The 24,099-nt window shown below is 52.1% G+C and carries 23 protein-coding genes and 1 tRNA gene; 11 read left to right on the top strand and 13 right to left on the bottom strand.

What is annotated here, in order from left to right:
• Window positions 1–8 precede the first annotated feature (8 nt).
• Entirely contained in the window at window positions 9–425 is a 417-nt protein-coding gene (locus QQ91_RS20330; RefSeq protein ID WP_166277884.1) for a hypothetical protein, read from the bottom strand.
• Between the two features lie 77 nt (window positions 426–502).
• Window positions 503–1,858 carry a tRNA (N6-isopentenyl adenosine(37)-C2)-methylthiotransferase MiaB gene (gene miaB / locus QQ91_RS20325; protein WP_166277881.1) on the bottom strand — a complete coding sequence of 452 codons (1,356 nt, stop codon included), beginning with the start codon at window positions 1,856–1,858 and terminating at the stop codon, window positions 503–505.
• 234 nt (window positions 1,859–2,092) lie between these two features.
• Between miaB and QQ91_RS20320 the strand changes: the two genes are divergently transcribed.
• The 6 genes from QQ91_RS20320 to QQ91_RS20295 all read left to right on the top strand — a co-directional run bounded on the left by QQ91_RS20320 (window position 2,093) and on the right by QQ91_RS20295 (window position 7,752).
• Window positions 2,093–2,497: a hypothetical protein gene (locus QQ91_RS20320; protein ID WP_166277878.1), complete on the top strand. Its 405-nt coding sequence runs from the start codon at window positions 2,093–2,095 to the stop codon at window positions 2,495–2,497.
• A gap of 61 nt (window positions 2,498–2,558) precedes the next feature.
• Window positions 2,559–3,050, top strand: a complete 492-nt coding sequence (locus QQ91_RS20315) for a DUF4079 domain-containing protein (protein ID WP_166277875.1) — start codon at window positions 2,559–2,561, stop codon at window positions 3,048–3,050.
• Window positions 3,051–3,252: 202 nt separating this feature from the next.
• Complete coding sequence (locus QQ91_RS20310; RefSeq protein ID WP_166277872.1) at window positions 3,253–5,553, top strand: ComEC/Rec2 family competence protein; 2,301 nt, start codon at window positions 3,253–3,255, stop codon at window positions 5,551–5,553.
• 130 nt (window positions 5,554–5,683) lie between these two features.
• Window positions 5,684–5,770 (top strand) — tRNA-Ser (locus QQ91_RS20305).
• Between the two features lie 310 nt (window positions 5,771–6,080).
• Window positions 6,081–7,355 carry a sensor domain-containing diguanylate cyclase gene (locus QQ91_RS20300; protein ID WP_166277869.1) on the top strand — a complete coding sequence of 425 codons (1,275 nt, stop codon included), beginning with the start codon at window positions 6,081–6,083 and terminating at the stop codon, window positions 7,353–7,355.
• 190 nt (window positions 7,356–7,545) lie between these two features.
• Window positions 7,546–7,752, top strand: a complete 207-nt coding sequence (locus QQ91_RS20295) for a hypothetical protein (protein WP_166277866.1) — start codon at window positions 7,546–7,548, stop codon at window positions 7,750–7,752.
• 206 nt (window positions 7,753–7,958) lie between these two features.
• Here the strand turns inward: QQ91_RS20295 and QQ91_RS20290 are convergent, their stop codons facing one another.
• Window positions 7,959–8,831, bottom strand: coding sequence for a 6-carboxytetrahydropterin synthase (locus QQ91_RS20290; protein ID WP_166277864.1), 873 nt, complete (start codon window positions 8,829–8,831; stop codon window positions 7,959–7,961).
• Window positions 8,832–9,205: 374 nt separating this feature from the next.
• Between QQ91_RS20290 and ttcA the strand changes: the two genes are divergently transcribed.
• On the top strand, window positions 9,206–10,078 hold the full coding sequence (ttcA, locus tag QQ91_RS20285) for a tRNA 2-thiocytidine(32) synthetase TtcA (protein WP_166277861.1): 873 nt from the start codon (window positions 9,206–9,208) through the stop codon (window positions 10,076–10,078).
• A 226-nt stretch (window positions 10,079–10,304) separates the two neighbouring features.
• Here ttcA and QQ91_RS20280 read toward each other — a convergent pair whose 3' ends face one another.
• From QQ91_RS20280 to QQ91_RS20270, 3 genes are read right to left on the bottom strand one after another with little or no spacing between them, the layout of a single operon-like run.
• Window positions 10,305–11,618, bottom strand: coding sequence for a cytochrome P450 (locus tag QQ91_RS20280; protein ID WP_166277858.1), 1,314 nt, complete (start codon window positions 11,616–11,618; stop codon window positions 10,305–10,307).
• Window positions 11,619–11,620: 2 nt separating this feature from the next.
• Window positions 11,621–12,073, bottom strand: coding sequence for a tRNA (adenosine(37)-N6)-threonylcarbamoyltransferase complex ATPase subunit type 1 TsaE (tsaE, locus tag QQ91_RS20275; RefSeq protein ID WP_166278091.1), 453 nt, complete (start codon window positions 12,071–12,073; stop codon window positions 11,621–11,623).
• Complete coding sequence (locus QQ91_RS20270) at window positions 12,073–12,645, bottom strand: chromophore lyase CpcT/CpeT (protein WP_166277855.1); 573 nt, start codon at window positions 12,643–12,645, stop codon at window positions 12,073–12,075. The genes tsaE and QQ91_RS20270 overlap by 1 nt, the downstream gene beginning before the upstream one ends.
• A 107-nt stretch (window positions 12,646–12,752) precedes the next feature.
• On the opposite strand from QQ91_RS20270, the gene QQ91_RS20265 reads away from it, so the two are divergent.
• Window positions 12,753–13,436, top strand: coding sequence for an ABC transporter ATP-binding protein (locus QQ91_RS20265; protein WP_166277852.1), 684 nt, complete (start codon window positions 12,753–12,755; stop codon window positions 13,434–13,436).
• On the top strand, window positions 13,433–14,227 hold the full coding sequence (locus QQ91_RS20260) for an ABC transporter permease (protein ID WP_166277849.1): 795 nt from the start codon (window positions 13,433–13,435) through the stop codon (window positions 14,225–14,227). Before QQ91_RS20265 ends, QQ91_RS20260 begins: the two co-directional genes overlap by 4 nt.
• A 67-nt stretch (window positions 14,228–14,294) precedes the next feature.
• Here QQ91_RS20260 and QQ91_RS20255 read toward each other — a convergent pair whose 3' ends face one another.
• The 4 genes from QQ91_RS20255 to QQ91_RS20240 form a co-directional block, all read right to left on the bottom strand.
• Entirely contained in the window at window positions 14,295–15,737 is a 1,443-nt protein-coding gene (locus tag QQ91_RS20255) for a protein kinase domain-containing protein (protein WP_201277215.1), read from the bottom strand.
• 65 nt (window positions 15,738–15,802) lie between these two features.
• The gene (locus QQ91_RS20250) at window positions 15,803–16,246 is read right to left on the bottom strand and encodes a DUF2752 domain-containing protein (protein WP_166277846.1); all 444 of its coding nucleotides are present in this window, start codon (window positions 16,244–16,246) and stop codon (window positions 15,803–15,805) included.
• Between the two features lie 203 nt (window positions 16,247–16,449).
• Window positions 16,450–16,704, bottom strand: a complete 255-nt coding sequence (locus QQ91_RS20245; RefSeq protein WP_166277843.1) for a CD225/dispanin family protein — start codon at window positions 16,702–16,704, stop codon at window positions 16,450–16,452.
• Window positions 16,705–16,887: 183 nt separating this feature from the next.
• Entirely contained in the window at window positions 16,888–18,027 is a 1,140-nt protein-coding gene (locus tag QQ91_RS20240) for a pyridoxal-phosphate-dependent aminotransferase family protein (protein WP_166277840.1), read from the bottom strand.
• A 327-nt stretch (window positions 18,028–18,354) separates the two neighbouring features.
• Between QQ91_RS20240 and QQ91_RS20235 the strand changes: the two genes are divergently transcribed.
• Window positions 18,355–19,434: an NAD-dependent epimerase/dehydratase family protein gene (locus tag QQ91_RS20235; RefSeq protein WP_166277837.1), complete on the top strand. Its 1,080-nt coding sequence runs from the start codon at window positions 18,355–18,357 to the stop codon at window positions 19,432–19,434.
• Window positions 19,431–20,237, top strand: coding sequence for a WecB/TagA/CpsF family glycosyltransferase (locus tag QQ91_RS20230; protein WP_166277834.1), 807 nt, complete (start codon window positions 19,431–19,433; stop codon window positions 20,235–20,237). Before QQ91_RS20235 ends, QQ91_RS20230 begins: the two co-directional genes overlap by 4 nt.
• Window positions 20,238–20,269: 32 nt before the next feature.
• Here QQ91_RS20230 and QQ91_RS20225 read toward each other — a convergent pair whose 3' ends face one another.
• From QQ91_RS20225 to QQ91_RS20215, 3 genes are read right to left on the bottom strand one after another with little or no spacing between them, the layout of a single operon-like run.
• A complete protein-coding gene (locus tag QQ91_RS20225; RefSeq protein WP_166278088.1) occupies window positions 20,270–21,451 on the bottom strand; it encodes a glycosyltransferase family 4 protein in 1,182 nt (393 codons plus the stop codon).
• Window positions 21,451–22,542: a glycosyltransferase gene (locus QQ91_RS20220; protein WP_166277831.1), complete on the bottom strand. Its 1,092-nt coding sequence runs from the start codon at window positions 22,540–22,542 to the stop codon at window positions 21,451–21,453. Before QQ91_RS20220 ends, QQ91_RS20225 begins: the two co-directional genes overlap by 1 nt.
• Window positions 22,543–22,557: 15 nt before the next feature.
• Window positions 22,558–23,826, bottom strand: a complete 1,269-nt coding sequence (locus QQ91_RS20215; RefSeq protein WP_166277828.1) for a glycosyltransferase — start codon at window positions 23,824–23,826, stop codon at window positions 22,558–22,560.
• Window positions 23,827–24,099: the final 273 nt, after the last annotated feature.

Here is a 24,099-nt window from a genome sequence, read left to right as displayed (position 1 = left end):
CTCTGGGATTAACGCCGACGCAACTGTATGAGTAGCAAGAGGCCGATCAGGGGTAACCCAACGGCCAGCCCCACTAAGACTACCATGCCCAGATTGACCGGTGTGTGGAGCAGGAGCGACAGAAACAATCCCAGGGGAAGCAGAATGATAAAGAAAAATCCGGCCCCCAACAGCCAGGGTGGATAGCGCTTCGGGCGGTAGGGCGATCGCCATTCGGTGCCGGTCCATTCCCAGGTGCGGCGGTAGGGATAGGCCGTGGGGAGCTGCTGAATGGTGTACTGATCCGGCTGCAGCACAAAAATTTGCTGACAGCGATCGCAGCCAAAGGCTTCTACTAAAAACAGCTCCTTGAGGTGCCCCTTGAGCTTGCAGGGACAGGGATACACCTCGTTTAAACAGATCTTATGGCGCTGATCTCGACCCATCCGGTCCACAACTCCTAGAATCTCCCCTAGTTTATAGCGAAACTCCCAGGCCGGGGAGCCTGCCCAGGGATTGCTCCCTAGGGAGAGACGGGAATCAGTGCCTCCCCGGTCAAGCTAAAGGGACGCACCTGAGTGATTTTGACGGCAACGATCTGCCCTTGGAGTTCAGCGATGGATCCGGTGAAAAAGGTGAGCCGGTTGCCACGGGTCCGCCCCATGACCTGATCTGGATTCTTGGGATTCACCGCCTCAACCAGGACCGTTTCGGTGCGTCCGAGATAGCGCTGGGATCGATCGGCCGCCTTTTGATTGACCAGGTGATTCAGCCGCTGTAGCCGATCTTGCTTCACCGCCTCGGGAACCTGCCCATCCCAGTGAGCCGCTGGCGTGCCCGGACGTGGGGAATAGGCAGCCGTGTTGAGTAGATCAAACTCTAAATCAGCCACCAGCTGCAGCGTTTGTTCAAACTGCGCTTCAGTTTCCCCCGGAAATCCCACAATGGCATCGGCACTGATGGCTGCATCGGGCATAGCCTCCCGAATGGTTTGGACAATGCGTCGGTATTTCTGGTGGGTATAGCCTCGCCCCATGGCCTTCAGCACGTCATTGTCCCCAGACTGGAAGGGAATATGAAAATGTTCGCAGACCTTGGGCAGTTCTGCACAGGCACGAATTAGGCGCTCCGTGAAATACCGCGGATGGCTTGTCGCAAACCGGATGCGCTCGATTCCGGGCACATCATGAACGGCATAGAGCAGGTCCGTAAAGGTGTGCCGATGACTGCCATCGGGCTTGGACCCCGGCAGGTCTCGACCATAGGCATCGATGTTTTGACCTAAAAGCGTCACCTCTCGAAAGCCCTGCTCACCCAGGGATTCCATCTCCGCTCGAATGGCTTCCGGGGTTCTAGACTGCTCCACTCCCCGGACCCCTGGAACCACACAGTAGGTACAGCGCTCGTTACAACCGTAGATCACATTGACCCAAGCGCTCACCGAGCTATCCCGACGCGGCTTGGTAATATCTTCCATGATGTGCACCGGATCGGTGGCCACCACCTGGTTGCCCGCAAAAACTTGCTCCAAGAGGCTATCTAACTGATTGGCATATTGAGGCCCCATGACTAGGTCCAGTTCTGGAACTCGACGTAGGAGGGCCTCCCCCTCCTGTTGGGCGACGCACCCGGCAAGCACCAGGGTTAGATGGGGATTTTCCTGCTTGCGCTTGGCCTGCCGACCCAGGTAAGAATAAACTTTTTGCTCCGCATTATCGCGGATTGTGCAGGTGTTATAGAGCACCACATCGGCCTCCTCGGGCAGGGGTGACCATTGAAAGCCCATATCCTCCATAATGCCAGCCATCCGCTCTGAATCAGCCTTGTTCATCTGGCATCCAAAGGTGGTGATGTGATAGCGGCGGTGGGAAGCAGTCATAGCGTTGGGTAGGGTCCTGGCAGGCTTGAAGTGATTAAAAATTAGCAATCTTCCTATCATAGCGGTCCCCAGGGACAGGGCGGCAATGGGTCAGCGTTTTTGGCGGGGGGCCGCACCTTGGACCAACGCCCTTTTCAATTTCAGAAACATCGATTACAATCCAGCCACATTCGGCTTCGATGCGGTTCCCCCTGGGAATCTTCTTCCACTCCCATTCCTGTGTTTTCAGTCCCTATGAATCTCAAGTTGATTGCGGTGAGTCTGTCCACCACCACGGTGGTCTTAGCGGGCCTGGCCCTGTTGCTTCCCAACGCTCTCTGGCTGCGCCATTCAACGCTACGGGTCACCAATGTGGGCCAAACCCCTGTGCAGGCGACGGAGGTTCAAGTTGGGTCAAAGACGCTGAAGATTCAGGCTGTGCAGCCAGATCGCTTTAAGTTTGAGATGCTTCCCACGGAGGCCCAGGGATCCATGCTGGTGACGGTGACGCCTCGCAGCGGTTTGCACAGCTTCTGTCACACCTATCTTGAGCCCAAAATGTACCATGTTGAAATTCAAATCCAGGACGGACAGGTGGTGAATTGTCAGACGTCTCTCCCCTTATTGTCCAAGCTGTGGGTGGTGGAGGCCTTCCTCTAGAGTACTTTACATGTCGTAATATTTTAGACATGTCGTAATCTTTAGGGCGGTTGAGTTAGAGATGGAACGTTTTAGTGAGCAGTTAAGTCGCACCTTAGAGCCTCTGGCCGCCTGGTTTCGGTCGCTGTCGATGCCTGACCCCATTGTGCATTGGGGCCATCCTGTGATGATGGGCATTGTCCTGTTTGTGATGGGCGGCTACGTGGGCTGGACTGGCTGGCAGGCGCGTCTGAGGGCTAAGCAGTCTGAGGACAGCCAGCCGCAACGAACAGCCCACCGTCAGGTTGCGCCCTTGATGTTTGCCTTTATTGCCATGGGCTACACTGGCGGAATTCTATCCTTGGTGATGCAAAAGCAGCCCTTGCTTTCGAGTCCTCATTTTTGGACGGGAACGGCCATTATCGGTTTGCTGGCCAGCAATGGACTGTTGGCGGCAATGAAATTTGGTCAAGGGGGGACTCTGAGGACGGTTCATGCCTATTTGGGGTCCGTAGCTCTGGGGGTTTTTGTTGTTCATGCAGTGTTAGGTGTGCGGTTGGGATTATCGATTTAAATTGGGGACTTAAACCCTTCAATTTGGATCGATCGCCGCTCCAGCTTTAGCGGATAATCAGCTTGATGGTCGAGGTTGTACTCAATCTCGACCGTTTTTCTCTGAGGAAAAGGTGGCCTTGGGAGTTGGCAGCATAGAGAAGGGGAAAGGACTGTTATGAGGACGCTTGTGAGGACTGTCATTCAAAGGGGCGTTTCGCACTATGCTCTACAGTAGCGCTGTTTTTGTCTACCTCTGGTTTATTCTGGGCCTCCTGTTTGGGGGGCTACCCTGGGGGGGATTCATGGTCCTGGGACTGGGTCTTTTCATTGCCATCCTCCGCTGGGGAATGCCTACGGCAACCCTGCGGCGTGGACCTCGGGCTTCCACCTGGATCTTGCTTGGCGTGGTGGGATTGGCGGCCTCCTTCTATGTGCAGTTTCGCATGCCGCAACCGACTCAGACCGAAGTGGGGCAGGTTGCGGATCGGCTGAATCCTGAAAATCCTGCGGCTTTATATCAGCTGCAGGGGAAAGTAGAGAGTCTGCCGCGGCTCACCCGGAGCGATCGCGTTCGCGTGTGGCTGATTGCCCAATCCCTGGTCCCATCCGGCGCGGATCAAGCCAGTTCCCAGGCGTCCCAGTCGGTTTCTGGACGAGTTTACCTGACCGTTCCTCCCGATGTCGTGGCGGATTTGCTCCCTGGGCAAACGGTGCGGGCGACCGGGCGGATTTATCGACCTAAGTCCGTGACCAATCCAGGGGGCTTTGACTTTGCCAGTTGGCTCGCGCGGCAGCACAGCTTTTCGGGAATGAGCGCAGAAACCCTGGAGATCATTGATACCCAGGCAAATTCGGGCATCTGGCGGCTCCAGCGTAAAATTGTTCAGGCTCAGCAAGCCTGGGTTTCGGGGCCTGCTGGACCACTGATGGGAGCCATGGTGCTGGGCAAGCAGGCCGTGGATTTACCCTATGCCCTGCAAGATCAGTTTATTCAGGTGGGGTTAGCCCATGCTCTAGCGGCCTCGGGCTTTCAGGTTTCCTTAATTTTGGCTTGTCTCTTAAGCGTTCTGCGATCGCTGCCTCTCGTGGCCCAGTTTGGCCTTGGCAGTAGCGCCTTGCTTCTGTTTGTGGGACTCAGTGGCCTGGAGGCCTCGGTGGTGCGGGCCGTGTTGATGGGGTTAGCCGGCTTGGTGGCGCTGGTGCTCGGACGAAAGATGAAGCCTGTACCAATTTTAATCTTGATCGCCTTTGGGATGCTCCTGGTTCAACCCCTGTGGATTTGGGACTTGGGCTTTCAGCTGAGCTTTTTGGCCACCTTTGGCCTCATCGTCTCTGTGCCGCCCCTGCAGAAACGCTTGGATGCACTGCCGCCTGCGCTGGCCTCCATGGTCGCGGTGCCCCTCGCGGCGATGATCTGGACGCTGCCCCTTCAGCTGCATAGCTTTGGGGTGGTTCCGACCTATGCTCTGTTGGCCAATTTAGTCACCACGCCACTATTATCTGTGGTCACCTTGGGCGGATGTTTCAGTGGGCTCTTGGCTGCGCTATTTCCACCCTTGGGGAGTGCTGTGGCCGTCGGAGTTGCCCTGCCCACCCAGGTCCTGATTTGGATTGTGGAAAGGTTCAATCAGCTTCCTGGCCGAACCTGGGCTGTGGGCAGTATTTCGGTATGGCAGCTTCTGCTTTGGTATGGGATTATTCTCGCAGTATGGCGGTTGCCCTGGTGGCAGCGACATTGGAAATTTGCCCTGGGACTGACCCTGGGGTTAACGATTTTGCCCATTTGGACAGCCCAGGGGTCCCTGCAGCAGCTAACGGTGTTTGAGGCCGGCAGCAGTCCGATTATGGTGATTCAAGAACCCCGAACTACGGTCCTGTTCAACAGTGGCAATGCCCAGCAGTCCCAGCTGACGGTTCTTCCCTATCTACAGCAGCAGGGCATTAATCGCGTTGATCTGGCGATCGCCACTGACCTCAGACCCGAGGCTCAGGCAGGTTGGCGAGAAATGGGACGGCGCATTCGCGTCGGCACCTTCAGCCCCGTGTCGCCCCAGTCCCTCGAATCGCTGCATCAGCAAGTGGTGGCGCTTCAGCGCAAAGTGCGATGGCAGCCATTGCTGCCGGAGGACACGGCCCGCTTGGGCAGCAGTGAGGTGAAAATCCTGCGCAATGATCCCCCCTTGGTTCAGTTTCGCCTGGCCCAGCTCACGGGGGTGATGATGAGTGAGTCGCAGGAGGCGGGATTGGCCACCTGGCTCCAGGATCAGGAGATGCCGCCGATTCAGCTTCTATGGATTACCGGGGCTCGCTGGGATCTAGAGGCGATCGCAGCCATGGGGCCGGAGGTCATTCTGGTCTCTAATCAACAGGCTGACCCAGAAGCCGTTGAGCAGCTTAAAAGCCAGGTGAAACAGGCAAAACAGGTGTTCTGGACCCAGCGAGATGGCGCAATTCAGTGGCGCCCTCGGTCCGGCTTTCAACTCGCCATTCCTCCCAACGACACCAGCCATCTGCTCCTGTAATCTGGTTTGTGATCTGGTTTGTGATCTGGTCTGTAAATTGGCTATGGACGCTAGAGACTAGGCAGAGTTTCCGCCATCGATTAGTATGGATTAGGCTCCTGAGGTGTCCATCTTGACGGGAGCGCAGCTTGGAGAGGTGGCAGAGTGGTTGAATGCGGCAGACTCGAAATCTGTTTTAGGGTCACACCTAACGGGGGTTCGAATCCCCCCCTCTCCGTTGAAGGCTCTGGATCTAAATTCTGAGAGACAAGGTCGCTCATCTTGGCAGTCGGGCATCCTAACTACAAGACCCACACACCGTGGACTGGTCGAGGTGCGCCAGCCTAACTGGATTGGATCTGCCTTGAGGCTTAACCTCTGCTTCCTTTGCCTAAAACAAGTTTGTACGGTGTAGTGAGACCATCAATCCCATTGATTTTTCAGGTAATCAGGGCAAAACCGACTCGATGCGCAAAATCGTCCTAAAAAGGACCCTAAGGACTCGACTTTTTCTAGGGATTGGGTCGACGGTTTTGCCAATTGTGTTGATGGGTTCTTGGACCCTATTTTTTTTTCAGGAAGCCATCTCTAGCTTTGGAGTGACAGAGGAGGCGCGACTGGAGGTGCTGTTCCCGCTGGTGTCCTTAGATAACAGCATTACCGATGCCACCCTATTTGTGGAAAATTTAGACCCGGCTCAGCTGAAATCGCAGCCCACCCGAGGGGAATTGGAGGTTTTAAAGCGGGCGATCGATCGGGATTTGATGATGGTTGCTCAAATGCCAGTGCAGATCTCGGTGCAGCAATCTCTGCTCACTTCGATTGAGAAAAATATTAACCAGGGATTTGAGTCGCTGCATCAATTTTGGGTAGATCCGGCCCTGGAAAACCCCAGGGAAAGACTAATGCAGCAGCGGCAAGCCCAGCGCTACTTTCAAGATGCGCTGACGGGGGTTAGAACTATCCATTATTCTCTCACCTCCTGGAGCGCCCGCGAGAATATGCAAAAAGTGGAGGCGATGAAGCGACAGTTTCGCCTGATGATTTTGATCTTTATTCTCATGCTGTTGGTGATTACCATGGTGTCTGCCTGGTTTATTACCCGCTCGATTTTAAAACCGGTGGGCCAACTCAAGGCCGGACTCTATCACTTTCGGGAGGGAGACCTGGGATTTCGCATTCATCTGGAGACTGAGGATGAACTGGCCCAGCTGGCAACGGCCATGAATGCTATGGCCCAGCGCCTTGAAGAAAGCCAGCAACAGCTGCAGCGCCTGGCGACCCTGGACGGTCTCACGGAGTTACTCAATCGCCGCGAATTTAACCGGATTCTCAAGATGGAAATTGAGCGTGCCCTGCGCGAGAATCAGCCGGTGTCCATGATTATGGTGGATCTAGATCATTTCAAAGCGTTGAACGACCGCTATGGCCATCAATCGGGGGATGAAGCCCTGCGCTATGTCTCCGCGCTGCTGCGGCGGGAGATCCGACCCTGCGATCATGCGGCTCGTTTTGGGGGGGAGGAATTTGCCCTGATTCTTCCCAACGCAGATCTGGAGGAGGCTCAGGTGGTGGCCAACCGTCTGTGTTTGGGCATTGCTGCCGGGGCGATTCGTCTTTCGGAGGCGCTGTCAGTTCAGGTGACAGCGAGCTTAGGCTGTGCCACCTTCCCCAGTACCGCCTCCTCGGAGCATGCGCTGTTGACCCAAGCGGATCAGGCCCTCTATCGCGCAAAAGCGGGGGGCAGAAATCAGGTCTGTCTGGCGCCTAGGGCTCTTGCTGCTGAGGGGGCGACGACTTTGAAAGGAAGATTGAATCGCTAAGGGAGTCTGCGTTAGGGTAAGAGGGTCAAGGGAATCCGTATCACGAGTGACAGTCCCAGCCCAAAAGGTTGGGTATGTTAGGAAAGGATCCATCAGACCTTTGGGTCCCGTGAAAACTTGACGGCTTTGCGCTAGATTAGTTGAGGCGTTGAGTTTCTGCAAATCACTCCACCCTGCACGAGAAACTGTAATGAACTTTAAGTTGTATTCCTCTGATTCAGTGTCGGTTCAAGGTGACGAAAGCTTTTGGCCTCAACTCAAGCAAGCGATCGCCACCACCTCCGGCTTCCATCGATGGGCCTTAGACAAGGGCCTGAACCCCCAGGTTAAGGGTGAAGATTTAGACGATCTGGTGCATACCTATCTCAAACAAACCCTGGAGACCCTGGCCTACTAGCCCAGGGCTGCTGATCAATCGTTGCCAGCTTTTTAGGTCAACGCAACCCCTGAGTCGGTTCTTGTCTCAGACTGTTATCTAAGTTGTGCAGCTCCTAAAACGATTGAACTCCTAAAATTCACGATTAAAACACGATTAAAAAAAAGAAGGGCCTCTAACCTTCTTTTTTTTGCGCGTTCTTGGCCCTAATCCTGAGGGCGGTGGATCTATCGAAGTACGGGGACCTGAGCGAGCTGCTGGGAATCGCGGGGACGGGTTGTGCGCTGGTCACAGAGAATTTCGCAGGAATTATTGGGGCTCTCTACCAGCTTGATCCGGTGGAGGGTGGCGCCGAGCTGATCAATGGGTGTTTGCAAGAGATCTGCAATCCGCAGGGCAATATTTTCAGCCGTGGGCACCACGGTCTTAAAGTAGGGAATGTCCTTGTTCAGGAAGGTGTGGTCGAAGGGCTCAACAACATGATCGGCGATCGCCTGTTCCAGGGCCACTAAATCCACAATCATGCCCGTGCGCGGGTTAATTTCGCCACTGACTGTGACCTCCAGGTGATAATTATGTCCATGGCCGTGGGGACGGGCACATTTCCCATAAATCTCACAGTTTTCCTCGTAGGACAGGGTGTCCAGTGCCAGCCGATGGGCCGCACTAAAGTGGGTGCCAACCGTTAAAAATGCGTTCATACCAGTTCCTTCGTATTCAGCCCAGAGTTTTGGGGTTTCAAACAATTGAATCTTGACCAGGGGCAAGTGCGGAGCCAGGCGGTTCCAGATGACGCGAGCCATGGCCTCCGTGGTGGGCAAGGTTTCCTGAAATTCAGGCCAGACCTCGTTTAAGTAAGAAAAATGGAGGGGGTCAATGACTTCCTGGCGAATGGTGTGTTTAACCTCCGAAAGATTCAACACCATGCCGTAATCATCCAGTTCACCCATCATGGAAACATACAGCTCGTAGTTATGCCCATGACCGGGAAAGCGAGTACAGGCGCCAAAGCGTTGTTGATTGTCCTCAGGGGAGAGTTCCGGTAGCCAGTAGCGGTGACTGGCGGAAAACTCGGCGCGCCGGTTAATGATGCATTGCATAGAGAAAGCTCATATTGGAACGAGGCAACAGAAGCAAGGACTTAGGGGCTGCCTATGGGGGAATCACTCCAGCGTCGGAGCGATCCAGGAAGCAACATTTTGTTTAAGGTTCGCAAAATTCCTTAACATTCTAGCCTGTCTTCCCCATCCTGGGAATTGAAAAATTCTCAGGATGACCGTTGTGGGAAGCAGGCCCTGGAATAGACAGAGGCTAGAATAGCCTCTGAAGAATAGTCTCGATTAAAGACTCTCTCCAGAACAGTTGTGCTGAGAACGGCGATTTTCCCGGTCAGGGGCTCTTCCCTGAGCAGCCCTTCCCTGAGATTCTCCTAACTCAATGACGTAAGTTAGTTTTTAAAGATTCTTTCTAAACCATGGCTCAGTTTCATTCGCTTTCACCCACCAAAATGGCCCGTAAGTTAGAACAGCGGTTGCGAGGGGCCGTGGGCCGGGCTATTCGAGACTACCGCATGATTGAGCCCGGCGATCGCATTATGGTTTGTCTCTCCGGGGGCAAAGATTCCTACACCCTGCTCCATTTGTTGATGGCCCTCCAGCGCAGTGCTCCGATCTCCTTTGATCTGCTGGCGGTAAATTTGGATCAGCAGCAGCCTGGATTTCCTAAGGATGTGCTGCCCAACTATCTGGAATCGGTGGGGGTTCCCTACCGGATTGTGGAGGAAGATACCTACAGCACCGTGACCCGCGTGATACCCGCAGGCAAAACCTTTTGTGGTCTTTGTTCCCGCTTGCGCCGGGCAATTTTGTATCGCATTGCTGCAGAGGAGGGAATCCGAACCCTGGCCCTAGGCCATCATCGAGATGATATGGTCGAGACCCTCTTTTTAAACATGTTTTACCAGGGGGAACTGAAGGGGATGCCGCCCAAGCTCCTGAGTGATAATCAGCAGCATATGGTGATTCGCCCCCTGGCCTATTGCGCCGAGGCCGACATTGCCCGCTTTGCTCAACTTCAGAACTTTCCGATGATTCCCTGTAGCCTCTGTGGATCCCAGGAAAATTTGCAGCGTGTCCGTATTAAGCAGATGCTGCAAGCCTGGGAGGCCGAGCACCCCGGACGCATTGAGGGAATTTTTACCAGTATGCAGAACGTGTCGCGATCGCACTTGGCGGATAGAACGCTCTACGATTTTGCCAGGTTGCAAACCAAGGCAGATGGGGATTTAAACTCGCCCGTGCAGGAAGCGGTCAGCGAGGCAGGCAGTCTTCTTAAAAAAAAGACCTAGCAAAAAAAGACCCAGCGGTAGGAGCTGGGAAGGGATAGGAAGGAAGAATCAGGATTCAAACCAATTGCTTGGCTAGAGCTGTGCCGCTAGTATGGCTGGTGTAGCCTGATGGAACTGTTAACCTTGCTACGGATAGCCCAGATTCAAAATTGAAAGTTTTCAATGGTTGACCCGGTGCCGTTCGGGGGACATGCCGCTGGATCTAGCGGGGAGTGGGGCAGAAACCTCAGGGGCGTCTGGGACAGAAATGAACCTTCAGGCCGCTTTTGGGGGCAGGGGTGGGCGTGATGGTGAGGCTCAGGTCCTGGTCGGGAAGGATCTGCCAGTCGTAGGTTTGCAGCATATGGATGGCAAACAGCTTCATTTCTAATCGGGCAAATTCCTTGCCTAGACATTCGCGAATCCCGCCGCCGAAGGGTAAATACCCATGCTTGGGTACGGCGGCAATCGGCTCGGACTCAAAGCGGTCGGGATCAAAGGTGTCTGGATTGGGGTAAAGGGACGGATCCGATTGGGTGGCCGCGATCTGGTAGAGCACCTGCCAGCCCTTGGGGAAGGTGTAGGTTTCGAACTGGCAATCTTGAACCACCTGGCGAAATCCTCCCGCTACAGGAGGCGTGAATCGCAGCACCTCCTGCATCACCTTTTCCAGGTAGGGCATGGCTTTGATCCGTTCCAGAGTGAGGGGATCTTGGGCCTGTTGGTCAATTTCGGCGCGGAGGCGATGGCGCACTGCCGGATGCTGCGCCATCTGGAGACAAAAGGTGGCTAGGCCAGAGGTGAGGGTTTCATGGCCAGCAAACAGCAGCGTCAGAATCTGGTCATTGAGTTCGGTGGGGCTGAGGCGTTGCCCCTGATCATCCTCGGCCTTCAGCAGGAGTCCCAGGGCATCGCTCGCGGGATCATCGGTCCTGTCCTCGGTGCTTTGGCGATGGTCAATGATGCTGGAAATTTCCGCAATGAGTTGCTGACGGCAGCGGAGCGCTTTGCCAAAGGCGGTCCAGGGGAAGGGCAGGGGCAGGGAAAACAGGCCGGCGGTCCAGCCTTCAAAGTTTTTCCCCAGAGAAGTCTGGGATCCGTTCTCCAGGCCAACGAGTAGCTGACAGGCAATCTCTAAGGTGAGGTGGCGCAGTTCCGGATACCAGGTGAGAGGACTGCTCTGGCACCAGCGATCGCCATAGCGCTCCAGGATCGACATCATGGTGGGAATGTAGCCCGCCAGGGCGCGCGGCATAAAGGCCTGGGCTAGAATCTGACGGCGGCTGCGGTGGGTGTGCCCCTGCTGCATTGAGAGGGAACAAGGCCCCAGGAGTCTCTGGGTGCTGGGGGGCCAACTCACGGTAAACCGTTCCGGTTCATTGAGAAGCACAAACTGATTGGCCTGGGATCCCTTGACAAAAATGGTGGGCTGTCCGAGTATTCTGGATTTAAAGATCGGGCCGTATTGGCTAAAGCGTTTAGGGGCAAACTCCGGGTCATTGAAAAAGGCCAGGGTCTCTCCCAGGATTGGGAGGCCCATCTTGCCAGGGGGAAGGGTCATGATTAGGTCAGCGCATCAAGGTTGAACTCAAGCGGGCCGCAGGACAAAATTTGGAGGGATCGGCCCGCTCCTTCGTAGGATAGCTGGATTTTTAGGTAGGCGTCGGGGCGCTGGGGAAGGCGATCGGCCCATTCAATGGCCACAATGCCCAGGGGCACCTCCAGGCCCTCCAGGTAGTTTTCCAGGTAAAGGTCGCTGACTTGATCGCTCTTGAGGCGATAGAGATCCAGGTGATAGAGGGGAACCCGACCCTCAAGGTACTCATTGATTAAGGTGAAGGTGGGGCTGACGATGGCATCGGTGATCCCCAGACCTTCCCCCAGGCTCTGCACCAGGCTGGTTTTGCCAGTGCCAAGCTCGCCCTCCAAGAGTAAGGTTGTGCCTGCTGGAAGCGATCGCCCCAGCTTCAGGCCGATGGCGCGGGTTGCCTCGGGGTCGGGGAGGTGCAACTTCATCACGGGTTCCAGGAATAGGCTTGGCATTTGTCAAACTGGTAGGGACCCATTAGGGCGCCCCAAATGGCTTTGCCCGTTTGGGGATCAATCCCGCGATCGTAGCTGGTGAAGCGCTGTGGCCGCACCTCAAAGCCGATCTCCACCTGGCGGGTTTGTCCGGCGTAGTCAAAGCAGCATGGATGATGGGGAAGGGGACGGGCACTAAAGGATTGATCGCTGCAGTCCAGGGTGAGCTTGCACCCCGGCAGTTCCAGGATCTGATCGCGGGTGATGCCCCTGAGTTTTTGGGGATGGGCTCCGGCCCCGCGGAAGGCCTCTGGGGATCGAAACGCCCAATATTGGCCCTGGATTTGTCCTGCTTGATCTTGATGCAGCACCAGCAGGCGTTGGCGGTAGGGTGTCTCAGGGTGAAGAATATTGGCCTGCTCTGCAAAGATGCAGTAATCCCCCAGGACCGGCAGCTGCACGGGACGGTGCCAAAGTTGCAGATGCACATACCAAACTGGATCCTCCAGGGCCTGGGTCCGGTTTGTAAATTCACCAATCATCCACTGAGCTAGGGTTTCTATCATCCCTTCTAGGTCCAAAACGGCTCCCTCCATTGTAGAGAGAAGGGGACAGGGATCTCTCCCGCTCAGATCATGTGAGAATCAAGCAGGATGGAGTGGGGAGAAGGCTGATGGAATTCCATGACCCTTGGGAGGGTTCAACGTTGACGCCTCTGCTGGTCGTAGAAAATTTAGGCCGACGGCTGGGGGATCGCTGGCTCTGGCAGCAGGTCTCCTTTGAGCTGGCGGCGGGGGAAGCCCTGGGAATTTCAGGTGCCTCTGGGACTGGCAAAAGCCTGCTGCTGCGATCGCTGGTGGGTCTAGATCCCATTGATGCCGGTTCAGTCATGTTTCAAGGGCGATTCCTAAAGCAGTGGGATATCCCGCGTCTGCGGCGATCGATGATTTACTTGATGCAAACCCCTGGACTGATCGAGGGGACGGTGGAGGATAACCTGCGGGCTGTGATGGAATTGCGGAGCAATGGCCACTCTCCCTATTCCCGCGATCGCGTCTTAGAGATCCTGCAGACCTGCAATCGAGATGCTGCCTTTTTACGCCAGTCTGTGGCGCGTCTGTCCGGGGGAGAGCGGCAACTGCTCGCGCTGGTCAGGGCGCTTCAGATTGATCCCATCGTCCTGCTGCTCGATGAACCCACTGCAGCGCTAGACCCCGACACCACTCGCCAGGTTGAAGCGCTGATTAGTCAGTGGCAGCAGCAGCAGCCCCAGCGATCCTACCTGTGGGTGAGCCATAGCGCTGACCAACTTCAGCGCATGAGCCATCGCACCTTGACTCTGCCGATCCTGTCATGAACGGATCCTATCAGGCGATTAATAATGGGCAACTGGGCCTAGCGGCGCTATTGATGAGCGTGAATGTGGGCCTGTCGCTGCTGCTGCGCTTAGGCCTCGCGCGATCGCAGATTATTGCCTCCGGGCGCATGGTGCTGCAGCTGCTTTTGATTGGCTATGTCCTGGAGTGGCTCTTTGCCCAGAATCACCCAGGGCTCATCGCAGCGATCGCCCTTGCCATGACTGTCATTGCGGGAATCTCCGCCGTGGGTCGAACCAAGCGAAAGTTTATCGGCATTTATTGGAATAGCATCCTCTCTATCCTGGTTGCTGCCGCTCTGGTTAGCCAGATCTCGCTCCTGGGAATTATCCAGATCCGTCCCTGGTATGACCCGCAATATTTAATTCCAATATTGGGCATGATCCTCGGCAATATCCTGAATGGGATCTCCCTGGGGATGGACCGCTTTATTGAAGGACTGGTGACGCAGCAGTCCCAGATTGAAATGCTCCTGGCCCACGGCGCAACTCGGTGGGAAGCCAGTCATCGCCAGATTCAAGATGCCGTGCGCACCGGCATGATTCCCATCACCAACTCCATGATGGTGATGGGTGTGGTGAGTTTACCGGGAATGATGACGGGCCAGATTCTGGCTGGAGCCAACCCCATCGACGCCGTGCGCTATCAGATTGTGATTGTGTTTATGATTGCAGCGGCAACAGCCCTCGGCACGTTGCTGGTGGTGCTGCTGGCCTTCCGGCAATTGCTCAGCCCAAACCATCGGCTGCGCTTAGATCGCGTGCCGGATTAACAGCCTGTGGGCCGGATCCAGGGATTTCGAAGCCGGGTTGCACCGCTTCCGTGGGCTTTTCCGTCCTTTAGGAGGAAGACGCCGCTATGCCTATCACATAGAGCACAAAAACCAAGGCCCCCAGACCAAAGCTAATCCAGCACCAGAGCTTGGCATTGTTGGAGGCCGCCACTGCCCCGAGGTAATCCCCATTGTTGAGTTTTGTGTTGACTTGCGAGGCAAAGATAATGGCCACAATCCCAAACGGTAGGCAGCAAAACAAGGTGGTGAGGATGGCCTGGGGGAGATAGTTCGGAACGGACTGGGATTGGGGCCTTGCGCCCCCCGCTGCATAGGGAGGACCAGGGTTGGGATAGGAATTTGGTCCCTGGGAGTAGGCGTTTGGAGAACCATTGTGCCCAGGGGGATAGGAATTGGGGTCAGCGGATCCGCTTGAGGGGCCGACTGCGCCGGACTGACCGTACTGCCCATGGGAGGGGGGAGGGGGAGGCGCATGGCGGGGAGGAAGGGTGGACCCTACGGAGGGAAGGTTGCCCAAGGGCGGCTGGACCTCAGTGGGCGGAACGGCTGCATCGGCTGGAGGGCTGACGCCACCAGACCCGAGGGCAGAAATGGCTCGCTGTAAATCCTGAACGCGCGCCAGTAAAATCTCTGCACTCTGGGGACGCTGACTGGGGGTGCGGGCCATCATGTCGTCAATCAAATCGACGACTCGACTATCCACCTTGGGGACCAAGTGACGCCAGCTGACTCGGTCTAGATGCGGGTCGTAAAGGTTGGACGGTTCTGTGGCGGTCAAAAGGTACACCATCGTTCGACCCAGGGCAAAGAAGTCCGACTGCAGGACGGCCTGCCCATTGAGCTGTTCGGGCGCTGTGTAGCCAGCAGAAATCACGCCGGTCACCTGACCAACGGCTTGCTTTGCCATGTAAGTCCCTGAGATTTGCCGCACGGTGCCAAAGTCCACCAGGGCCAACGGGCCGCTGGTGCGCAGCATAATATTGGCTGGCTTGATATCGCGGTGGAAAATTTGCTGGTGGTGAATTTCTTTTAGAATGGCGGTAATTTCTGCCAGCCAGCGCAGCATGAGCTTTTGGTCAATGGGACGCTGACCGGACTGCTGGATGTACTCCTCCAAATTCAGGCCATCAATTTTCTCCATGACCAGGCAATGTAGGGGATCGGAAACGCCCTTTGGGAAAAACTCAAAGTAGCCATCGGTCATAATCTTGGGAATGCCAGGATGGTTCAGGGAACTGAGCACCATGGCTTCTCGCTGAAATAGCTCAATGGCCTTAGGCTGCTCGTTAATGAGAACCTTGAGAAGTTTAGGAGTACTCTCTCGGGCTTCTTGAACCTCGTAGGTTTTCCCAAACCCGCCGCCGCCAATTTCCTGAATGACTCGGTAGCGGCCATCTAGCAGCAGTTGCGATCCGCAGGACTGACAGAACAGTTGCCTATCGGTTTGATGGGGGTTAGGGCATCGGGGATTGATGCAAAGATTCTCCATGAGGCGGGTGGGGTCGTGGGACGAGGGATCGTTCGTTTATTCATTCATGGATTAGGCCAGCCCGGTTAAGGAGCAAGCCAGGTGAAGGGCCAGAGTGGAATGTTTCTCAAGACCCAGTAGGCCAGCACGAGCTTTAAAATCCAGTTTATCCAGTGCGGTTTCAGAAATAGGCGCGGTAGCTTCCGCCTGATGATCACTGGCGCCGCATAGCAGCAGTAGGAGTAAACCAGATAGGGCAGGGCCAGAATCATCAGCGGGTTGAGATCCAAGGCGGCCCAAAAATTCCCATGCAATAGTTGATGGAGCGCACGCAGGGTCCCACAGCCGGGGCAATAAAGCCCGGTCAAGGCCCGAAAGGGGCTGGGGGGAAAAATACCGCCGTGGGCCGGATTGCCGAGAAAAAGAATTGTCCCGGCGATAAGAATTGTGCCCGTGAGGAGATAGACCCGAAGTCGATGCTGAACTTGGCGTCTGCCTAAGGGGACAGGATCAGTGGGCAGTTGATTCATCCCACCGTGCCTTGCAAGGGAGACTGGGAGGGGATCAAGGGGAGTTGAGGGGGTGAACGATGACTCAAAATGAGGTTGCAAATGACGTTGGGAATGAGGTTGCGACGGGCGTTGTGGGGATTGGCCTTGCAAGGGCTGACGGGTCAAGCCTTTGGGATCAAGACTTTGGTGAAACAGCCATGAGGAAAACCATAGCGGAAAGTCTAGCTTCCCAGGATTAAAGGCAGCAAAAATAGCAATAAGTAAAGGACCAGGACAGCCAAGCCTAGTCCAAACGATACCCAACACCAAAGCTTTGCTTTCTCCGAGGCGCTGGCCGCCGCCGCATGGTTCCCGGCGGCTAGATGAGAGTTGACTTGACTGGCATAGATAATGGCGACAATCCCAAAGGGAAGGCAGCAAAATAAGGTCACCAGGATCGCTTGGGGGAGATAATTTGGGACATTGGGAGTCTGCATGAATTTACCCAGCTTATGGTTTCAGGAATTTACTATATCAATGGAGACTCCCGCGTTCTGTTAAATAATCGAAATTTTTGTGAACTGCAAAAACAGGGGGACCGCTAGGGCCGCCCCTGTGATGAGCTTAAATAAAGTAGGGTCCTTGTCGATGCCCACTCGCTGAGGAGGGAGGACTGGAGATTAGAGTACCTCTTTGAAGGCCTGAAGGAGGCGATCGACATTCTCCGGGCGGCTGTTGTAGCCCATTAGGCCAATCCGCCACACTTTCCCGCCTAGTTCTCCCAGGCCGCCTCCCACCTCGATGTTGTAGTCCAGGAGGAGCCTGCGGGCGATCGCTTTGCCATCGATGCCCTCGGGAATGCGGACGGTGGTCAGGGTCGGCAGCCGGTATTCTTTGGCCACGTGCATTTGTAGCCCAATGGCCTCAAGCTGGGACCACAGATACTCGGCATTTTGCTGGTGACGTTCCCAGGCGTTTTCAATCCCCTCTTCCGCCAGCAGGCGCAGGGCTTCGCGCAGGGCGTAATACATGTTGATGGGGGCGGTATGGTGGTAAACGCGTTCGCTACCCCAGTATTTCTCCAGCAGCGTGGCATCCAGGTACCAGTTAGGCACCTTGCCCGATCGCTTTTGCAGCTTTGCGTAGGCGCGATCGCTCAGGGTAAAGGGGGAGGCGCCCGGTGGGCAGGCCAGACCCTTTTGACTGCAGCTATAGGCCAGGTCAATCCCCCATTCATCCAGTTTGATGGGAACTCCCCCCATGCTGGTTACGGTATCCACCAGCAGCAGGGTTCCGTGGGCCTGGCACAGATCGCTCAGTCCCTCCAGGGGTTGTCTGACGCCCGTGGAGGTTTCTGCGTGGACAATGGCTAAAACGGCTGGGCGATGGGTTTCGATGGCGTTTTGAATGCTTTCTTTGGAGAAGGGCTGGCCCCAGGTTTGATGAATGGCGTGGACTTGGGCGCCGTAGCGCTGGGCCATATCCACCAGGCGGTGCCCGAAATATCCTTTGACGCAGACCACGACGCGATCGCCCGGTTCAATGGCGTTGGCCAGGGTTGCTTCCATGGCAGCGGTTCCGGTGCCGCTAATGGCGTAGGTGAGGCGATTTTGGGTTTGCCAAACGTAGCGCAGCAGGGTTTGAATTTCGTCCATAATGCCCAGAAAATCTGGGTCGAGGTGTCCCAGGGGCGGTGTATTCATGGCGGCCAGGACGACAGGGTTCACGTTCGATGGACCCGGGCCAAGCAACAGTCGCTGGGGAACGTTGAGGGGCGACAGGGTGGGGGCGGGCTGAGAGCTAAGGGGTGTGGTGACCATGGTGCACTGAGGTTGAAGGTCTAGGCTGAAATGCGCAGAATTTGAGGGGGGATTTGGGGCGATCCCTGGGACAACGTTCAAGCATTATCGGATTTCTTTAACCTATCATCAAAAGTTCTTGGAGACCTGCGGAAACCGGTTGGCAAACTCGCAGCCGTTATGAAAGATTGCAGCAGGGCTAGTCTATGTGAGAGACACCCATCGCAACATCACTTCTTTAAGAAGTCAGGGCCGACAAGCGGGATTTCTTGCGATCGTCAGGAACGATATATCCGTAAAACTACTTGGGTATTCTAAGGTTCAGCAAACAGTGCAGGGATAGTCTGGATGAGCATCGCAATTGTCACAGGATCTGCGGGTTTGATCGGGTCAGAGGCGGTCTTGTTCTTTGCTCAGCTTGGGTTAGATGTTGTGGGCATTGATAACAATATGCGCCGTGTCTTCTTTGGTCAAGAGGCTTCAACACAGTGGAATCGACAACGCCTTGAGAAAAAATTAAAGCGTCAATATCGTCACATTTCTGCTGATATTCGAGATCAAGAGCAGATCAATCAAATATTTCGCCAATATGGGAGCGCAATCAGTCTGGTAATCCATACAGCCGCGCAACCGTCCCATGATTGGGCAGTACGTGATCCTCACATGGATTTCACGATTAATGCCAATGGAACTTTGAATCTGCTTGAGGCGACCCGACAGTATGCGCCAGAAGCAGCGTTTACTTTTACCTCTACGAACAAAGTCTATGGGGATACTCCCAACCGTTTACCGCTCATTGAACAGGAGACGCGCTGGGAAATTAACGCTGATCATCCCTATCATGCTGGAATTGCAGAAGATATGTCTGTTGACCAGACGCTGCACAGTTTGTTTGGAGCCTCAAAGGTGGCGTCAGATGTCTTAGTGCAGGAGTATGGACGCTATTTCGGGATGAAGACAGTTAGCTTTCGCTGTGGTTGTTTAACAGGGCCGAGCCATTCTGGAGCAGAACTGCATGGCTTTTTGTCTTATCTAATGAAGTGTGCCGCCACAGGTAAGACCTACACTGTTCATGGCTACAAAGGAAAACAGGTGCGGGATAATATCCATAGTGCCGACTTAATCCGCGCCTTTTATGAGTTTTATCAAAATCCCAAATCAGCGGCTGTCTACAACTTGGGCGGCGGGCGACACAGTCATTGCTCGATGCGAGAAGCCATTCAAATTTGCGAAACTATTACACAACAGCCAATGAACTGGCAATATTCGGATAAAAACCGGATTGGAGACCATATTTGGTGGATCAGCGACAACTCCAAGTTTGCTCGTGACTACCCTAACTGGCGACAGGACTACGATGTCCCGCAGATTTTGACAGAAATTTACCAAGCGAATCAGGACAGGTGGATTGAGGATCGGGCTGCATGATTGATCACGGAAGGTTCAATATTTTAGGAATTTTGATTGACGCGATTGACTATGAGGCTGCGGTTGACCGGATTTTGACTGCGGCTCAAGCAGGTAAGCCTTTGTCTGTTTCGGCACTGGCGGTTCACGGCGTCATGACTGGGGTGCTAGACCAAGAGCAGGCCTATCGGTTAAATCATTTGGATTTGCTGGTGCCGGACGGTCAACCTGTGCGCTGGGCGTTGAACTGGCTTTATCGATGTGGATTAGCAGATCGGGTCTATGGGCCAACTTTAATGCTGAAGATCTGCGATCGTGTGGCTCAACTGGGTTTACCGATTGCGCTTTATGGGAGCAAGCCAGAAGTCCTGAAGTCCCTAGCTGACAACCTGAAACAGAAGTTTCCTGAGTTGCAAATTCTGGATCAGCAGCCATCAAGGTTTCGGCAAGTGTCTGTAGAAGAACAATTAGACATCGCCTCACAAATTCGCCACAGTGGTGCAAAGCTAGTTTTTGTAGGGCTTGGCTGTCCGAGGCAGGAAGTGTGGGTTTACGAAAATCGTGACTTGCTGGGGATGCCTGCGATCGCGGTTGGAGCAGCGTTTGATTTTCATGCAGGATTACTGTCTCAGGCTCCAAAGTGGATGCAAGATCGAGGGCTGGAATGGTTTTTCCGATTGCTAAAAGAACCCAGCCGACTGTGGCGTAGATATTTATTACTAAATCCGCTCTACATTAGCTTGCTATTATGTCAGGCTTATCATTTTCAATCAATTTCTTCCAAAAACTTGCCCTCCCCCAGAGATAGCTTGAGATATGGTTAAATCAATTCTCAAGACACTTATCGAATACTCAACTACATTAATGATTGGTAAATTGCCTCAGTTGCAGCAGCTATTTTATCCCAGGTGAGCTTCTCTTTCACCTTTTTTTCTCCCATTTTTCCCATCGTAGAAGCATGGCTTGGATTATCCAGCAAGCTGATGATACATTCAGCGATTTCCTCTGGTCTCTGACGAACCAGATAGCCATCTACTCCATGATTAACAATATGGGTGAGTGCTGGAATTTGACAACCAATTACAGGTTTTCCAAAGTACCATGCTTCAGTGTAGACACCACCAAAGCTTTCTTGAGAGGAAGGAACGCAAAGCAAGGTAGAAGCAGCAAGCGCATTTGACTTCTCTTGCATAGAAACTCTCCCTAAGCGTATAATCCGAGGGTCAGAGTACTCACGAAAAATTTTTTCAGAATCCTGCACAGCAGGGCCAATAAATACGAATTGGGTTTCCGGATAACTTTTCCAAACTAAAGGAGCTGCGTCTAGCAAATGTTTAAAACCTTTGTATGAATAATGCTGCCCTAAAAAAAGAATATTAGGTTCTGAAATTTTATACTTCGACTTAAATTCTTCTGGAAAACAAGTATCAGATACAACTGGACCAATACCCGTAACATATATCCGACTTGGGTCTACCCCTAGTTCTACTAATGTCGCTTTTTCTGCTTGAGTTAAGGCTATAACTGCATCAGCTTGTCTATAAATGTCAATATATACCCGGTATCGCCAACCCACCCAGCGGGGATGGTGAACAGGAGTGAATACAAACGGAATATTTCGTTGTCGTGCTAGTTGCAATGACGCGTGGGTAATATGTTCTCTGCCAATACGTACGTTGTGAATTAGGTTGGCAGATAAAGAGAAATCATAAATCCTTTTCTTGATTTCTCGGGAAATAAAAGGAACGGCAGTTTTCATCCAAGGATAATAAATGGGCAAAAATGCTCCCATCCGAATTTTTTCTCCGAAATTGAACCCCATTCGATGAACAGAAACACCATCTATGACATAATCAGCACTAGATCCATGCGCATGTACTGTAGTCCCGAGTAACCAATCTGTTCGGTTATCATCCCAGAAAGTTATAATCTGTACCTTATGTCCGTTAGATTGGAGATTTTGTGCTAAGAAATGATGATGAATTTGAGCACCACCAACTGCAGGGGGATAGAGGGTTAGAGGAAAAAGAAGTTGCATCACAATTGATTCTTAATAGATAAGAGATGCTGGTAAACATTACAACGCTTAGAGACGTGATCTTTAAGTAATTCTCCATTATCAGGAAAGTACGTCTCGGTATTTTGGGTCGCTTTAATTATGCTATAGACTTTATTAGAGTCAATATTATGAACCGGATAAAAATTATTACCATAATCTGCATAGACAGGCAATGACTCACATTCAGCAATTACTACTAATCGGTTAACAAGCATCGCTAATACACTGGCATTTTTGTTGGTAATCGAAAAGGGAAAAATTGCATAGCTACATTTATCCAACAAGATTGCTAGTGCATTGTTATCCAAGTAATCTGTATAGGTCCAGCCTCCTGGAGGGAGGCATTTAGTTAGATTGGAAAATTTCTCCTTAAAACCTGCGACGATACCCCCAACTACATAAAGATGGACATTAGGGTCTAAGTAATGTAATTCATTAAATATATTACACAAAGCATCTAAGTTCTTGTTGGGAGCTATAGTGCCAAAAAAAACAAGGTTTTTACTATTTATTAAATTGTGCGATCTGGTAGATCTTATATTAGAAAAACTTTGCAAAAAACTTTTGTTTTTTTTATTTTTAAAAAAACTTAAATAAGTAGTGTCTGTACAAAAATAGTAATGATATCCTTGAGTCTGTGCACGATCTCGGACTTTGCGATATGTAGCACGGAGCAACGATGGTTTGTCATTTAAATACGTTGTAAGTTCATGAACTGTCAGACAACGTTTAATGGAACGTGTAGAGAGATGAAAGATAATTGGATTTACAATCGTGAACAAATTTCGCTTGTGCAGTTGGCTTGCCGAAGAGTATGATAGTTGTACATCTATGATATCGGGTTGAATTGATTTAATTAAATGAATCGCCTTGAAGATGTAGGCCTTACCATGCAGAACTTCGTAGACGACAACCCCATTAGTCACTGTTTTTCTTGGAATGTCAATACAACGTGTAATGACGTGAACCTCATAAGTTGTGGATAGTGCCATTGCGACCAATTCAACATAGTCAGCAACTCCACACAAATCTGGCGGATATGTATCTGTTATAAAAACCAGCTTTTTCACATCAAGAAAATTTGGTTAATCAAAAATTACAGAGTCTAAACTACTATAAACGGCTGATTTGGAATGATATTTTTGTATATAGTTGAGAGCTCCTGTTCTCAAAAATCTTTGCAATTCATGGTCAATCATGAGTCTTTGAATTAGGGGGATAAAGTCGTTAAAAGTCTGAGCGATGAGGACTTCTTTCTCGTGCGCTACGGCAAGACCTCTGACACCTTTTGGCATTGATACAACTGGTTTTCCGTGCGCTAAGGCTTCGACCGCTTTAACGGATACTCCGCTCCCAAAGCTGAGGGGTAAGACAACTGCATCAATCTGCGAATAAAGCTCATCTAAGTTTTCTACAAAACCTAGACGTACAATTCGTGAATCTGACGGTAAATCCTGGCTGTTTGACACTCCTCCGACAAGATACAAGTAAACTTTATCATTAAGTTTTGGCAATACTTGAGTGCAAAACTCATATATTGCTTCAACATTTGGATCATATTGAGATCCAATAAACATTAACTTAAAAATTTCATCCTCTACCTTTATTCTAGAAAGTAGACTTATATCCGGAGCTATCATTGGAATGTGATACGATTTGTTGCGCAGATCAACGCATTGTTTAATCAAGTCAAGTTCATTTGGAGCAATTGCAATAATTCGATCAAATAGTGAAAGAAGCTTTAGCTCACGCTGTAAACTTAGTTCGTAATTTATCTCAAAGGATGAAAACTTATGATAGATATAATGTTGAATTTTTTTTGCAGGTGAAGCATCGGACACAAGAGGATTAATTTTGCTCTGTTTCTTAAGAGAATAAATTTCGTTTAGCAAGTTTGTGTATATGTCGTGAGTGTCAATAACTGTTTTACAAGAAATGTCAGTATGTTTTGCTAAAGCTCCTGAGTAATAGGAATGATTAAAGAAAATAAGATTATAGGAACTCTCAGAAACGATGCGACGAAAATATCGAATCATACCAGGTAAAGCGTGAATCGGATGAGCGGCATCGGGCAGCTCTCCCGAAAGTAGAGTAGCTAGTATCATTAGCTTCCGATAAATAACATCAGGATGTAGTCCAATAGCACGGTGCAGAAAGATATCACCATTCCTAGACTCCTTTAAAGCATTTAAATCGTCCTGACGCCATAACTGATAATTATTGTAGCGATCAATTAAAAACAAATCACAAGTGATGCCTCGACTCTCGAAATAATCGAGATGACTTAAGGCTCTTACTTCAGCACCGCCGCGAGATGGAATAAATGGTCGATCAAATACGAATAAAACTTTCATGTGTGGGGGCACCTCGAAAAATTGGCTTTCTGACCTGAATAGTCTGTATCAGCGGTTAATTGTATAACTTGTCAAGGAGATATCGAACTCTCACCCAAGCTGACCCGAGAAAGAATCTGGAAGACTGAATTCATTGAAAGTCTTACACTAAGTCAGCTTCCAGCATTTTGTTTTCATGCTTCTGCTGATGCTGCTGGTGTTTCTAGGCACACGTATCGTTTCAAGTTGTACGTCAGATTTCTTAACCCCAGGTTTGCCTTTGCTCGTTCAAAA

Origin of the sequence: Lyngbya confervoides BDU141951 (assembly GCF_000817775.3) — a bacterium.
GTDB classification, from domain to species: Bacteria; Cyanobacteriota; Cyanobacteriia; order Thermosynechococcales; family Thermosynechococcaceae; genus Lyngbya; species Lyngbya confervoides.
Note: the sequence above shows the minus strand (reverse complement) of the source record. Positions and strands in the feature narration are given on the sequence as shown.